Below are 15,491 nucleotides of genomic sequence, written 5' to 3' on the forward strand. Positions count from 1 at the left end.
TGGGATAGGAAGACAACAAGAAACCTGGAGGGAAACAACATGCTGAATATCACCATCTACCAGTCAAACGGTGAAGAAGAATTATTCGTTAGGAAAGACAAGGCGCAGCTGACGCCCGTAACTACGGGTACAGAGCAGCATACGGTTGTCATCGATGAGGAGCAAACGTTTCAGGAGATGGACGGCTTCGGCGCGTCCTTCACGGACTCCGCTGCTTATCTGATCTATCAAGTGCTGGAGACGAAGCAGCGTTCGGAGCTCATGACACGACTGTTCGATCCGAACGAAGGGATCGGGTTGTCCGTACTCCGCCAACCGATGGGCGCATCCGATTACGCGCGTGAGTTCTACAGCTACAATGATATGCCTGAGGGCCAGACGGATGTAGAGCTGGAGCAGTTCTCCATTGCGCATGATGAGGAAGATATCATTCCTCTCCTGAAGGAAGCGCTTCGCTTGAACCCGGATGTCAAGCTGATGGGTTCCCCATGGAGCCCGCCCGGCTGGATGAAGACGAGCGGTTCGATGATCGGCGGAGAGCTGAAGCCGGAATACTATTCGGTGTATGCTAATTATTTTGTACGTTACATTCAGGGGTATGAAGCCCATGGGCTGCCGATTTATGCGATCACGCCGCAGAATGAGGCGTTGTATTCGCCAGGACATTATCCCGGCATGATCATGCTGCCCGAGGCGCAAAGCGATTTCATCAAGAATCATCTGAAGCCGCAATTCGTTAAGAACGGCATCGATACAAAAATCCTCTGTTATGACCATAACTGGGACAAGCCGGACTACCCGCTGACCGTTTTGGAGCAAGCGGGTGACGCCGTGGATGGCGTCGCTTGGCACTGGTACGGCGGCAAGCCGTCGGCCCAATCGGAAGTGTTCGAGGCATTTCCGGGGAAAGAGGTTCATTTCACGGAAGGATCAGGCGGGGAGTGGATCCCGCCGTTTGAGCAAGCCTTCTCCAATGTGATGCGAACCGGAATCGAGATTCTCCGCAATCACAGTAAATCTTATGTGCTGTGGAACATGGCGCTGGACGAGAAGAACGGACCTACCGTGCCGGGCTTTGGCAAAAGCACCTGCCGCGGCATTGTCACCGTTAATCAGCAGACGAAGGAGCTTACCTACACGCTGGACTACTATGCGCTGGCGCATTTTAGCAAGGTGATCCGTCCAAAAGCGGTTCGTATTGCTTCTACCAGCGATGAGTCCATCCGTTCGGTAGCATTCAAGAACACGGACGGTTCGATTGCCGTCGTTTTGTTTAACGACAGCGAGGCTTCGGAGAGCGTGGCGATCCAGCTGCGCGGGGAAGAGGCATTGCAGCTGGAGATGCCGGCCAAGAGCGCGCTGACGGTCAGATTGGAAAGCAACTGATGGGAGAATGCGGCCATATATAGCTGAATGATAAAAAGAAAGCCTGGAACGATTGTTCCAGGCTTTCTTCGTTATGTGGCAGAATCGCGAGGAGAACCGTGACGAACTGTTGTCTGCTGTGCTTACTCTGCCTGAAACCCTAAGACAGCCGATGTATTTGTATTATTACGAGGATTTCAACACCCTGGAAATTGCCGAGGTGCTTCAAATTGAGGCTGAAAATGTACGGAACCGCTTGAGCAGAGCCCACAAGAAACTAAAGATGATGCTGGGGGAGAAGCTGGGAGCGATACGGGATGGCCGGGAAAAGGTGTTTTGGTGACGTCTTGAATGGAAAACCTCGTTGTCGCGAAAAAATCGCGGCTTTTTTTGTATAACAATATAAACATCGTGCCCAAGGCTCAATGAGCAATGAGTGGCCCTTTAGTCTGTTTAGCTCAAATTGTATCTTTAGTAATGCTTTTCATAAATAGAAGATTAGAGTACTAGTAGTATCGAAATCAAATTATAGGTCCCAGGGAGGGAGGAATTGGTATAATATGGCTGTTTTTTTTGCATTTGAAGGACATATGTAGAAGGATGTCGTATTCCCACACCATAAATCTTTTTTAGTGGGTTACCGTGGGGCAAGTCTTTTTTTGATTAGAGTTCCATCAGAATGGCTTTCCTTTCATGGTAACTCGCAAGCTTAACTGTCAGAGTGAGAGGGGTGATCATCCGAGTACAACTAACAGCTTGAAATGAATCAAGGACATCCGCTGGGTCCTGGGCGAAAGACAGCAAACAGCTCTGTTTCATTTGCTACATAGAGCACCTTCATGTTCTTTGTATTTGCACCGGCTGATGCTTTGGTTCATTGATCAATTAACGCGTTACATAATGATGCTAAAGGAGACCTCGTTACATACACAAGCGAAGTAACTCTTAAAGAGATCATGCAGAATTTTGAAAAAGGTTAGATTGTGTGAGGAATGGGTAGAAACGTCGAATTGTGCGGTTTTCGGTATAAACAACAAGGCAGGAAGTCAGTTGTCTTTCTCTTAACTTGCAATTAGCAACACAATGCCTTTTACCACGCACCCGCCATGCTGCAGCCTACACGGTTCGCAATATGGATGTTGGTTTAGTCGACGGATTAATTATTTGACAGCATTGGAATGGCCCCAAAGCCTTCCCATTGAAGATAGGGAGGAAACAATGAAAAGAAAACCGATAATCAATCGGCGGTTTAAGTATTTGATGGCTGTTTTCATCATTTTGTTTGGTCAGATTCTACCTCTATACCCTCAAAATGCAGAGGCTGCAGCAGGAAAATGGCTGAATTTTAAATATGATGGATTCCCCGAAGATACTTTCAAACAATCGTTTACCGTTAATGGCGCTGCCCAGGTGCCTCCAGGGGAGAATTTTATACGATTGACACCGGCGACTACACAACAAAGCGGATCTGTATTTAACAATACCGCGCTTTGTCCTAGAGATAACTATTCATTCAGTACAGCCTTTTCGTTTAAAATGAGTAATCCAAGTCCTCAAGGTCCAAGCGACGGATTGACCTTTACGATCCAGGCTGGAAAGACCAGTCAGCATGCAGAAGGAGGCGGCTTGGGATATTACGGTATCCAACCGAGTTTTGCCGTTAAATATGACACATTTCTAAACACTGTATATAAGGATCCTTCTGCAAACTACGTTGGACTTGCGGTAAATGGGACGGTAACCAATGATCAAGCAGGCTGGTTTACCGATTTAGGTCCGTATAATACGGCGAATAACACGAACTATGTATTGTCTAACGGAACCATGTACTACACGTGGATCGAATACAATGGTTCAACTCAGAATGTTCAGGTTTATCTGGGCACTTCGCCGGATAGGGTAAATGCCAGCAAGATAATAGATGTCAATGACATCGATCTTAATTCGATATTTGGCGGACAGTCTTTCTATGCCGGATTTACGGGATCCACAGGGTCCCCGAATTACGAGACTCATGATATCCATAGCTGGTATTTTGTAAACGAGTATGCACCGATTGAAACGCTCAATCCGCAAAATGATTACGAACTGAACCAGCCGCCAACCGTGCCGGGTGATTCAAAAATCACGGCGGTAAACACCCCCGTATCCGGACAAGTAAACGGCACGGACCCGGATGGAGATCCATTGACGTACGCCAAAGGTACGGATCCGGGGAACGGGACGGTGACGGTTAATGCGGACGGAACTTGGACTTACACTCCAACGCAAGCTTTTATCGGTCAGGATAGCTTCACCGTCATCGCCAATGACGGCAAATGCGCCAGTACCGAGGCTACGATTAACGTTGAAGTATCGGACTCGGTTCCGTCAACGAATCAACCTCCAGTCGTGACGGATGATCGGGTGACGACGGAGAAAGATACACCTGTATCGGGCGTTGTGGATGCCACCGACCCGGATGGAGATACATTAGAGTATTCCAAAGGCCAAGATCCAACGAACGGGAACATCACGGTTGATCCGGACGGAAGCTGGACGTATACGCCAGATCCAGACTTCGTCGGTGAGGATAGCTTCACCGTCATCGTGGATGACGGCAATGGCGGTAAGACCGAGGTTGTAATTATCGTTGATGTGACAGATCCAAATACTCCGCCTAATGCGTGTGGAGTTAGAGTTGCATTGATTAACGGCAGCTTTGAGGAACCGCCTGGAGAGGGTTCGAATGGTACCTTCGCATACTCTGCAGATGAAGTTCCAGGATGGAAAACTACTGATACATGGATTGAAATATGGGATTATGCTGCAGGTTACCCTGCTCCTTATGTACAACAACATGTTCCTCCTGTTGATGGTAATCGATATGCAGAAATAAATGCTGCTGTGAACGGCATGCTATATCAAGATGTAAAGACTACACCAGGACAGACGATCTATTGGAGACTTTCACACATAGGCCTAAGCGGAATTGATACGATGCAGCTTCGTATTGGGCCGGCAACAACCAATCCTTATGATACCTCGATCGTACAACAGATGTCTGATGACAATGCGGCTTGGGGAACTTATACGGGTTCCTATACGGTTCCGGCAGGACAAATGATGACAAGGTTTGGTTTTGAAGCCGTTTCAACATCCACTGGATCAATAGGACACGGCAATCATTTGGACGATATCTTCCTGGGTACAGGACCATGCGTGACGGCCAACAAGACCGCATCTCCGCAAGAAGTGAATGCCGGCGATGAAGTAACCTATGAGATTCAGATCAAAAACGAAGGCGGAGATATCGCCGCAAACACGAGTGTTACGGATCTCATCCCGGAAGGAACGGAATATGTTCCTGGTTCCATGAAATTGATCCAAGGTTCGACAACCAAGGACCTAACGGACAAGGCTGATACCGATGAAGGTCACTTTGATGGCAGCAAGGTCAGCATTCAGTTAGGCGACTTGGCCAATACGAACCAACTGGCAGATGGCGTGACCGTGCAATTGAAAGTCAAGGTTTTATCGAGCGCCGCCAATCAGCAAATTAAGAACAAGGCACAAATCAGCTATGGCAACTTACTCACAGGCGATACGGAACAAAAGGAATCGAACGAAACCACAACACCGGTCCGTTTCAATCCGCCTGTTCTGGAGTCCAACAAAACGGCCGTCCTTCAAACCAAGGCTGCCGGAAACACGGACCCTGACCATCCTGAACCAGGCGATACGCTGCGGTACTCGATTCAGGCACGGAATACGGTCGATAACAGCTTTGTCAGCAGTTTGGTTATCTCGGACGATCTACCGGCTGGACTGCAATATGTACCTGGCAGCCTGAAGGTAGACGGTGTTTCCGTCACCGATGACGAAGGCGATCAAGACGGCGGTTTTTATACCGATGGTCAAGTGATCGGCCTGCTCGGGGATATTACGGATACCAAGTGGCATACGCTTGAATTCGATGCGATCATCGCGACCGGGCAAGCCGGCAAGGATATTCGCAATACTGCCGTCGTTGGCGGCGAGAATGTGAGCACGCCGAGCAATGCCGAGGAAGTCGTTCAGGTCTATCCGCGCCATCCGGTTGTAGAATCGGAGAAGATCGCAGAAAACCTGGATACGGGCAAAACCAATTTTGAAGTCGGCGATACGATTGTCTACACCATTCGGACAAGAACGGTGACGGATGACGCGTATATCTCGAATCTAAAGATTACGGATACGCTACCGGCAGGATTGGAATACGTGCCCGGTTCCTTAAAAGTGAACGGCAAAACCGCCACTGATGCAGAAGGCGACGATGAAGGCCATGTGGTGACCGGCTCTGTGTATGGCGGATTCGGCGACATCTGGGATAAGGAGTGGCAAGAGCTTCAATTCCATGCAACGATCCAAACCGGACAAGCCGGCAAAGATATTCGAAATATTGCCGACGTCAGCGGTGACAATTTCGACGAGCCAAGTTTGCCGGAAGAAGAAGTCCAGGTCTATCCGCGCAACCCGGTCGTCGTATCGGAGAAGTCCGCAACAAACCTCGCGGGCAAGGATACGTTTGAAGTCGGCGATACCGCTATCTATTCGATACGGACAAGAACGGTAATAGGCGATACGTACATGGCCAATCTGGTAATCACCGATACGCTGCCAGCAGGTCTGGAATATATTCCGGGCAGCTTGAAGGTAGACGGCGTTTCGGTCACCGATGACAAGGATAGCGACAAAGGTCATTATGCTTCAGGTCAGGTCGTCGGTCACGTTGGGGATGTATGGGATACGAAATGGCATACGCTGGAGTTCCGGGCGAAGATCGTAGCAAACGCCGGAGAGTCGATCCGAAATACCGGGGAGATTACCGGGGACAACATCGATCAACCGAGCCGGCCAACGGATGAGATTGTGGTTGAGAACGGTGGCACACCGCCAGTGGACCCACCGGTTGATCCGCCAATCGATCCACCAGTCAATCCACCGGTAGATCCAAATCCACCGGTCACGCCGCCTGTAACACCACCGACTACGCCTTCCCCAGTCATCGAGTCACGGAAGACGTCGCGGGATCTGAATGGCGGCAGCACCGCGGTCGGCGATACGATGGAGTATACGATCTCGGCACGCAATACCGTTAGCGGCAGCTATGTGTCCAACCTTGTGATTGCCGACATCCTGCCAGAAGGGCTTGGGTATGTAGCAGGCAGCCTGAAGGTGGATGGCGTTTCCTTCACTGATAACGCAGACGGCGACAAGGGCCAATATGTTAACGGCAAAGTCAGCGGTAACTTTGGACGGATTGCTGATACCAAATGGCATACGATTGAGTTCAAGGCAACCGTCAAGGCGGGGCAAGCCGGTAACGCGATTGAAAACATCGGTGAAGTCACGGGTGATAATGTGACAAGTCCGGAGAAGCCATCGAATGTCATCGAAGTGACGGACAACGAGAACCATAATGGTAACAATCCGAATCCGGGTGGAACGGGAGATTCCGACGGAGATTCTAATGAAGACCCGAACGGAAATTCGAACGAAGGCTCGAATGAAGATTCCAACGAGGGCTCGAATGAAGACACGAATGGAGATTCCGACGGGGATTCGAACACCGGGTCACAAACACCGGACGATCATAACGATTCAACATTGGGCGTATCGGATTCGACTCCACAAGATCCGGCTGAATCCGGAGATCAGGCAACGAATGCGCCTGAAGGAAATAAATTACCGAATACGGCTACGAATATGTACAGCTACATGGTAGCCGGAGCTATTATGCTTCTTGCAGGTTTGCTTCTGCTCAGAAGAAGAAAAAAAGCATAGGCTAAAAAACAGCTGCCCCCCAGGTGAATTTGAGTTGGGGGCAGCTGTTTATGTATAAGTATTTTTTAGAGGGATAAGGTCATTGTAGGTGTAGGATTTGGTTTCTCAGAGAGGAATACACTTCTTCGGGCTATCGAGTCTTTCTCGACAGCTATATCATATTAAGTTCTCACTCTTATTCGGCACACCCTTTCTAATACAGTCAAAGCCTATTAGCACTTTTTTTCGATACAGAGCGAGTAAAAACGGCAAAAAGGAAGGAAATACTACAAAATCGTGGTCTCCGGCACCGCAGCGCCCAAAATTGAAGGAATGGGGTTTAAAACCCAGGTTGGCTTTTGCTATACACCCACTTGACTTCCTGAGCAGCGTTCGGGTATGATTTCCAGTAACTTGAATATCGTTAGACAAAAGCAATGAAGAGAAAGAGTACCTTGGTGACGTCTTTGAACAGAGAGCCCCGGCTGGTGAAAAGGGGTAAGGAAAGAACCTTGGGAATATGGTCTCTGAGCTGTGCACCGAAACCCTGCAGAGGGTTGTAGGCTGTGCCGGAAACCGCACCCGTTAACGTGCTAGGGTATACACGCTATATATGGCGTCGTACCCGAAGAGGTGAATGCCGCAAGGCATGAATGAAATTGGGTGGTACCACGTGAGCGGCAAGCTCTCGTCCCTTTTGGGATGAGGGCTTTTTTTGTTGTCCAAAAAAAGGAGGATGATTGACATGACGAACATTTTTATCGGTGGTGCCTGGCCTTATGCTAACGGGTCCTTACATTTGGGGAGGCTTGCAAGCCTCTTGCCTGGCGACGTGTTGGCCCGTTATTTCCGCGCGAAAGGCGATCAAGTCCTGTACGTATCCGGCAGTGATTGTCATGGAACGCCCGTGGCGGTTCAAGCCATTCAGGAGAGCGTGGCTCCGGGGGATATTGCGGATCGGTATCATGGGGAGTTTGTGGATTGCTTCGAACGGTTGGGTTTCTCCTACGATTTATACACGCGAACCGATCAGGCGTTTCATCACGCCGTAGTGCAGGAGTTGTTTCTGAAGCTGCTGGACAACGGACATATGTACCGTAAAATCGTGCTGCAAACGTATTGCGAAACCGATCAGCGGTTTCTGCCGGACCGCTATGTAGAAGGAGACTGTCCCGTGTGCGGCAGCAGGGCCCGTGGTGATCAGTGCGACGCCTGCTCCACGATACTGGATCCGTCCGATCTGAGTAACAGGACCTGCAAAATCTGCGGAAACCCTCCGGTGGAGCGCCCTACCGAGCATTTTTACGTATCACTGTCGCATTTTCAGGCTGAACTGGCAGATGAATTGAATAACGCTCGAGGCTGGCGGGGCAATGCTGTGCAAATGACCCGAAGATACTTGGAGGAAGGGCTTCAGGACCGGGCAGCTACGCGGGATCTGACCTGGGGCGTGGATGTCCCCGTTCCGGGCTTTGAGGATAAAAAAATCTATGTCTGGATCGAAGCGGTAAGCGGCTATTTATCCGCCAGCAAGCAGTGGGCCGCGGAAACGGGCGGCGATTGGGAATCCTTTTGGCTCAAGGGGAGGGACGACATTACGGCTTACTATGTTCATGGGAAGGATAATATCCCGTTTCATACGCTGATCTGGCCGGCGCTGCTGAAGGGGGCCGGGGACCTGCATTTGCCGGACCGAATCATATCTTGCGAGTACATGACGCTCGAAGGGAAGAAGTTCTCGACCAGTCGGAATTGGGCGATATGGGTGCCGGACTTGTTAAGCCGTTACCAGCCGGATTCCATTCGTTACTTCCTCATTGCGAACGGCCCCGAGAAGCGGGATACGGATTTCTCCTGGAGGGAGTTCATTTACAGCCACAATGGCGAGCTGCTTGGCGCGTTTGGGAATTTGGTCAACCGTGCCTTGGTATTTGTAAACAAATCGTTTGACGGCAAGGTGCCCGAGGGCTGCATGTCCGAAGAGTGGCAGAGCAGGGTTGAGGTTTTGTACCCCGAGGCCGGGGCGCTCATTGAGGGTGGGCGACTGAAGGAAGCGTTGGAGTCAATCTTCAGCGTGGTACGCCTGGCGAACAAGTATTTTGATGAACAGAAGCCGTGGATTCAGGTCAAGGAGGATCGCGACGCCTGCGGGACAACGCTGTACACATGCGTTCAGATCATTGCCAATTTGGCGAACCTGCTGCAGCCGTTTATTCCGTTTTCTTGCAATAGGATACGAGGCTTTCTCTCACTGGAGAAGCCTGTGTGGGAGTGGTGCCGTGTTCCGGCTAGCAGGCCGATTCATGACGTAGAGCTTTTGTTTGAGCGGATCGATACCAGCCGCATTGAGGAGGAAACGCGGAGGCTGGGGGAGTTGTCCGTAAGGGAGTAATTGATTTAAGTGGCTAAGATTCAACTGACCCAAGGAGTGAGTAGTAAGTGATCAAGAAATGTAGGGATCCAGGCTCGAGTAGCAAGTAATCAGAGGTCTAGAGAATCAAAGAAGCAAGGGGGTCCAAGAAGCAAGGGGGTTAAGTGGTGGAAGGAGCAAGGGGGTTAAGTGGTCCAAGAAGCAAGGGGTTTAAGTGGTCGAAGGAGCAAGGGGGCTAAGCGATCCAAGGAGCAAGTGATTAAGGGGGCCATTAGCAGGTGTCAAAGAAGAGGAGGCTGACCCGATGGTCCATTGTGACTGAGTACGGACTGCGACTTTGAGGACTGTGGTTCCGCTATTTCGTTGTTTCTTGGCATTTCCTAGGGTCATGCGGACAGGAGATCCGCTATCGCAAGATATTTCGGGAATAATCCGTGAATATATTACATTAACGGATCCTGTGTCCGCATAATCTCAAAAACAGCTCAATATCAGCAAATAACGGATTCTGTGTCCGCATGATCTCAAACGATCGATATCAGCAAATAGCGGACCCCGTGTCCGCACGGACTCGAAAAAGGATCGAGTATCGGCAAATAACGGATCCAGTGTCCGCATGGGCTCAAAAAAACGATCGAATATAAGTAAATAGCGCTACTGTGTCCGCATGATGATCCCGTATCCGCACGGAGGACTCGAAAAAGAATCAGTTTTCAGCGACAAGAGCATCCATCCGGACGATGCCGCTGAATCCATAAGAAGCGAGAGTTTGCCGGCTGCAACGCTCAAATAGACGCAAGAGGAGCCCCAGCGGGAAAGCTGCGGGCTCCTCTTCATTACAGTAACGGCTTACGTTGTATCTTCACCGGGTTAGTTATCCGTTTCATGAATCCAATCCGTTAATATGGCGTTAAAAAGCTCAGGTTCCTCAAACATCGGATTATGGCCGCTTTTTTCAAAAATGACCTTCTTCATGTGTTCCTGCGAGCCGTCTACAGCATCCCAAAGCGATACCGGACTGACCAAATAGTCGTACCGTCCAAGACCAATGAGGACGGGTTTAACGACCTCTTTCAGCGAATCGATCAGATTGAGCTGCGCGAAGGCTTCTCCCCATAAATGATCGATAACGGGCATGCTGGTGAAGACCCCTTCCCACATCCAAGCCGCATCATAGGCATAGTCATAGAAGCTGTGCGCTCCCATTCGGATGCACATATGAGCGAAATGCCGTTCAGGCTCCCTCTGGATATCACCCTCCAGCATGGCGATATCCGCTTCAAACTGCCGTTTCCGCTCAGGACTCGCTGTTTCATTGAAAAAAGCGATGCTCTGCTGCTGCCGCTCCGGGCTATTGGTCGGGGCTGTGTTCAGCAGGACCACCTTCCGGACATGTTCCGGGTATTTCTTGGCATACTCCAGCGCCATGAAGGCGTGTCCCGAATGCCCCAATATAATAAAATCCTCCAGTCCCAGCGTTAGTCTTGCCTTTTCGATATCATCCAGAACCTTATCCAGCGTATAATCTTTCGGCTCCAGTGTCCGAGGGGGCTTAACAAAGCCTCGATGGTCCAGGAAAATCAGTTGAAATGAAGTGTAAAGCTGTTCCGAAAACAAGCGGGGGTAGTATATACTGCTTCCCACCACCAAAATGGGCCTGCCGTTTCCACGAATGGAAACATTCAATGCAAATCCTTCGCTCATTACCGTACTCTGTATGCTCATGTATATCGTCCTCGTTTCATTTTATATTTAATCGCACCATCTCCTTTCTTGTTCGAATTCCATTACATTCTCCATAGAACGTTCCAGCATTCTATATCACCTCGATTAGCGTTCATTCAAGCTCAGTATATCACCAGACATACGCTCGGTCGACAGCCATCCAAGCATGCCCCGGACCACAACTGTGCGTCTCTACACCCGGACAGGTATTCGTTCCAGGACCGTTGCTTCAGCCACGGTCTGCATAGGGAGCAGTACCCTCATGTGGCATCTGAGCGTATCGCTGCTGTAAAAAGCATGGTGCATAGGCTTTTCTCCAGCTCCTTTATTCAACGGTATCGCGGATCGTTAGGGTGAGGCCAGGATAGTCCCCGGCAATTGAGCTTTTACGCTCAATGATGCGGTTAAAGTCAAAGGCGGAGCTGAATAATTCCGGCTCAGGCTTGAATGTCACGCTGGTGCCCGTGTCCTGAGTCATGCCGACGATCAGAAGCCCGGTCTGCGGAATGCCATGCCTGTACTCCTGTCGGTATATGTTCCCGTCACGGCGAATTTCCACGGTCAGATGCTTGGAGAGTGCATTGACTACGGCGATGCTGATGCCTTTCTCCGCACCGGGGACCAGAAAGTGTGCGCTGGAGTTCAACCGATGGACATCGGTTAGTATCGACTGTACGAGAGGGACATTGGAATTCGGCAGTGCTTGCACGGGAATGCCTCTCCCGTTATCGGTAACCGTCACGCTGCCATCCTGATGCAGGAATATGCCAATCTGATCGCCATATCCGCTCGTGTGCTCCAATATGGAATTTTCCACCACGGCCCAAAGCAACTGATGAATATCGAAGCCGTGCGAGGTCCCGAAATACATCACCGCATTGTTACGTGTTTCGCTCATCTCCAGGTAATCGCTTGTATCGAGCAAATCGCCTGCAGCAGACATCAGCAGCAGGAACGGCAGGCTCCGATGCTTGGGAAGAGCGTACCGGCCGCCCTGCTCCTGTACAAGGAGATCCGCGCCGAGCAGCGCCTTGAGATGGTGATACAGCTGACCCGTCGTTCCCATATTCAACCGTTCTACCAGCTCGGAACCGGATAGGGGCTCTGCCATGACGGCCTTTAAAATATCCAAGCGCTGCTTGTTGCCCAGTGCTGCGAGGATTTTGGCCGCCTTCTCGGTGTTCATTTCCAGCAATTGATCCATTCGCCGTTCCTGCGGCTCCCAGCGGATGTTTTGTCCGTTCAGGTGCACTTGTCCGGAGTAGAAGACGGAGCCAGTTTCGGGGTTTGCTTCATTTATCGTAGGTGCTGTTGCAATCTCTTGGCGGTGTTGATTTGATGCGGATGCAGGTTTTCGTTCCATAAGCGCTTGATAAACAAGCTGCTGTAGCTCCGCCATTTGATTCTTTAAGACATCCATCTCTTGGACCAGATCACGTGTCATGTGGAATCATCAACCTCACTCTAAAGATATTATGTTATTACGTAATTATTATATTACGTAATTCTAATATTGTACACTTATTTTAAGGAAATCATTGTCTGAAAAAGCAACTTGTTGTCTATAGTTGTTTTTTATCTATTTTTATCATCTCGGGTCGTCTTACAATGAACCCAAAGGTTGGTGACATTCATTTGGGTGAAAGAATCATACGAAATTTTAGGCAGGGCGATATGCCTCTGGTGGGGGAGCTGTATCAGGCAGTATCCGCAGAGGATGCGCTGTTCTGGTGGGTAGGTGACCAGGAGAATTGGGGTAACGTGTTCTGTGCACTCGAAGACGGGAAGATGGTGGCCAAGGGACAGGTCGGGATCATTAACGTGATCCCGCCGGGATGTGCATCTAACTGCAAGCATCACATTTATGTGAATCTCAAGGCTGTACCGCAGCGGGAGCGGGATTATGATCTGTTAAGTGAAATGTATAAAGTGCTCTATGAACGTGCGGTTGTGTTAAAGAGAACCTTGCCGGAGGCCTACGGGACGTTTTTGTGCGTGGGGAACTATGCCCATGAGATCGGCAACAACGCTTTTTTTACAGAGGAAATCGGGTTTCAGCCGCTGGAGAGGCTGTATTCCATGAAGCGGTCGCTTGAGGAGCCTATTCCTGCCTTGGCGTTAGAAGATCGCTATTGGTACCGATTGTGGAAGATGGAGTCTGCGGAAGAGGAAGAGATGTATTTAAAGCTCGAGATTGAGGTTTGGCCGGAAGCGCCGCTGGGTCTTGCACGATTACGGGAATATAAAGGGCATCCCAACTGGACTGCGATGAATGTTCTGGAAGGGGACACGATAATAGGCAGTACCATGGCATGGCTGGAAGAGGGGAACGTCGGCGTGATTGAAGATGTGTTTGTGAGAGAACCGTGGAGACAACGGGAAATTGCAAAATATCTGCTCTACCGTTCCATGTCTTATCTTCGGGCTCATGGATCCGCCACAGTAAAACTTCAAGTGAAGGCAGCCAACGAAACGGCGTTGTCACTCTATCAGTCGGTTGGCTTTGCCAAAGACCAAGAAGAGCACCGATTCTGCCTCCCTCTGCAGCAGGAAAGCCACTAATAAGGATCGACAGCCATGCGTGCGTCAAGCATGTTGGTCGACAGCCATCGAAGCATGCCCCGGACCACGTACCATACGCACAGGGAGTAATACGCACGATGTACAAAACAAAGACCACGCCCCGGATTGATCCGGGCGTGGTCTTTTCTATATAAACCGGCGAATAGGAGTTATGAGGTCGATTCTTGCCCGCCTGTTACATTCGGGTTGGCATCCAGAATGCTTTCCGTGACGCTCCACAGTTTCGGCAGGAACCGAAGAACCTCGTCGGCCCGCTGCAGCAGGTCATCGGTGCACGTTATGCCGAGATCCGCAAGGATGGCATCAAAAGCAGGGGCATACTGCTCTTGAAATTCAGGAGTCCCGTCGACTTCCAATATGTTGTGGCAGCGAGCGAAGGTGGCTACCATCCAGAAGACGGCTTCTCGATGGCTTCCGTTTAGGATCAGCTCGCGGCTGCCGTCAATGGCAATCGGCCTGGCATCCGGCGTAATGTCACTGCTGAAAAAGAAGGGGGTCTTCGCAATCGCAGCAGCGGCATCGAAGGTTCGGGCCAGTCCATTAAGATGATGGAGCGCTTGTTCGGCACTCATGTCTTTACAGCCCAGCAGTCGTAACAGTTCCTCGTAGATTTCCTCTTGGTCATATTCCTTGAGCACCTCGCGAACCGCCGCATAGCGGAGCCTGACCGTGGGGTTGCGAAGAGCGGCGACCAGGAGCATATGGGTGGTTACGCCGGTAGGGAACAGCCAGGAGGTAACCTGGCGATGCCAAGGGGCAGAAGGATCTATGGATCGGAGTCCGGTTATGATACGTTCGCGCACGTTCTCACAGCGGCGGGCGACCCATATCCGGTTGGCAAATTGACGCGAAACCTCCGTCTGCAGCTTGCGCAGCTGCCCGGTCGGATCGGACATCAGGGTATCTACACGGAAGCTGCCCGCAAGATGATAGGACGTTAATACCTGCTCGGGCGAGGCGAGGTCCCGCCAGGACAGATAGGTGGCTTCGATCAAAGCGTCTTGGTAGATAAACTTTCCGAGCTTTAGACGGGGCTCCGCATCCTGGGTAACGATAACGACGTCAATGTCCGAGGACGGAGCCATCTCTGCCTCATCCGACTTTCCGACCGTGGAGCCGCTAAAATAGGCACCCATAAATCCAGGCTCCCTGCTGGCATGCTGCAAGACCCAATCCGTCGCCGCCGCGCGTGCTGATCCAACGTTCATAACCTTGTTTCCTCCTCTACCTGCATGGTGTCTCACATAATTAGAAAAAATATCCTGTTTCTCATTTCATTATTCATTATATGGACTTCCCTTCTAATATACAACCGCTTACAAGAGGGCTTGAGCCTTCATGTTGATGGTAAAGACGGGATTACTGAAGAAGAGAAAATGATACTGCTGCAAGGGATTCGAAAGGGCTTGGCACATATAAATTAAAAGTTCATACGGGTGTGTACCTGCGTGAAACCGAAACGGACATTCTCTCATCGCTAACCATTCAGCGAGGGGGAACGTCCGTTTTTTTGGTCTTTTAGAGGTTGTTCTAAAAGTCCGCTTTTGATAAGAAAACCAATCGAGGTCAATTCAAGGACGAGCGACCGCGATTTAAAGGTAGGTTTTCTTGCGATACAGAATATCATCAGCGTAGCAAGATAACTTATAAATTCTATATCTAA

At 50.3% G+C, this 15,491-nt stretch carries 9 protein-coding genes and 1 other annotated feature; of the genes, 5 read left to right on the top strand and 4 right to left on the bottom strand.

Going from position 1 to position 15,491, the window contains the following annotated elements; genetic code table 11:
• Positions 1-39 precede the first annotated feature (39 nt).
• The 4 genes from PLA01S_RS29750 to metG all read left to right on the top strand — a co-directional run bounded on the left by PLA01S_RS29750 (position 40) and on the right by metG (position 9,541).
• Positions 40-1,386: a glycoside hydrolase family 30 protein gene (locus PLA01S_RS29750; RefSeq protein ID WP_127595880.1), complete on the top strand. Its 1,347-nt coding sequence runs from the start codon at positions 40-42 to the stop codon at positions 1,384-1,386.
• A 73-nt stretch (positions 1,387-1,459) separates the two neighbouring features.
• Positions 1,460-1,708 carry a sigma-70 family RNA polymerase sigma factor gene (locus PLA01S_RS29755; protein WP_246059933.1) on the top strand — a complete coding sequence of 83 codons (249 nt, stop codon included), beginning with the start codon at positions 1,460-1,462 and terminating at the stop codon, positions 1,706-1,708.
• An 875-nt stretch (positions 1,709-2,583) separates the two neighbouring features.
• Positions 2,584-7,170: an isopeptide-forming domain-containing fimbrial protein gene (locus PLA01S_RS29760; RefSeq protein WP_164817547.1), complete on the top strand. Its 4,587-nt coding sequence runs from the start codon at positions 2,584-2,586 to the stop codon at positions 7,168-7,170.
• A gap of 407 nt (positions 7,171-7,577) precedes the next feature.
• Positions 7,578-7,848, top strand: a binding site (T-box leader).
• A gap of 46 nt (positions 7,849-7,894) precedes the next feature.
• Entirely contained in the window at positions 7,895-9,541 is a 1,647-nt protein-coding gene (gene metG, locus PLA01S_RS29765) for a methionine--tRNA ligase (protein ID WP_127595886.1), read from the top strand.
• Positions 9,542-10,390: 849 nt separating this feature from the next.
• Here the strand turns inward: metG and PLA01S_RS29770 are convergent.
• Together PLA01S_RS29770 and PLA01S_RS29775 are read right to left on the bottom strand one after the other, a co-directional pair.
• Positions 10,391-11,245, bottom strand: coding sequence for an alpha/beta fold hydrolase (locus PLA01S_RS29770; protein ID WP_127595888.1), 855 nt, complete (start codon positions 11,243-11,245; stop codon positions 10,391-10,393).
• Positions 11,246-11,570: 325 nt separating this feature from the next.
• Positions 11,571-12,689 (bottom strand): ATP-binding protein, encoded by a 1,119-nt coding sequence (locus tag PLA01S_RS29775; protein WP_127595892.1) that lies wholly within the window; start codon positions 12,687-12,689, stop codon positions 11,571-11,573.
• A 230-nt stretch (positions 12,690-12,919) separates the two neighbouring features.
• Between PLA01S_RS29775 and PLA01S_RS29780 the strand changes: the two genes are divergently transcribed.
• On the top strand, positions 12,920-13,807 hold the full coding sequence (locus PLA01S_RS29780; protein WP_127595895.1) for a GNAT family N-acetyltransferase: 888 nt from the start codon (positions 12,920-12,922) through the stop codon (positions 13,805-13,807).
• A 170-nt stretch (positions 13,808-13,977) separates the two neighbouring features.
• Here the strand turns inward: PLA01S_RS29780 and PLA01S_RS29785 are convergent, their stop codons facing one another.
• Positions 13,978-15,036 (bottom strand): hypothetical protein, encoded by a 1,059-nt coding sequence (locus PLA01S_RS29785; protein ID WP_127595898.1) that lies wholly within the window; start codon positions 15,034-15,036, stop codon positions 13,978-13,980.
• Positions 15,037-15,305: 269 nt separating this feature from the next.
• Positions 15,306-15,491: hypothetical protein (locus PLA01S_RS32305; protein ID WP_127595901.1), on the bottom strand; the 186-nt coding region annotated here is incomplete at its 5' end.

Origin of the sequence: Paenibacillus lautus NBRC 15380 (assembly GCF_004000945.1) — a bacterium.
Taxonomy (GTDB): Bacteria; Bacillota; Bacilli; order Paenibacillales; family Paenibacillaceae; genus Paenibacillus_AQ; species Paenibacillus_AQ lautus.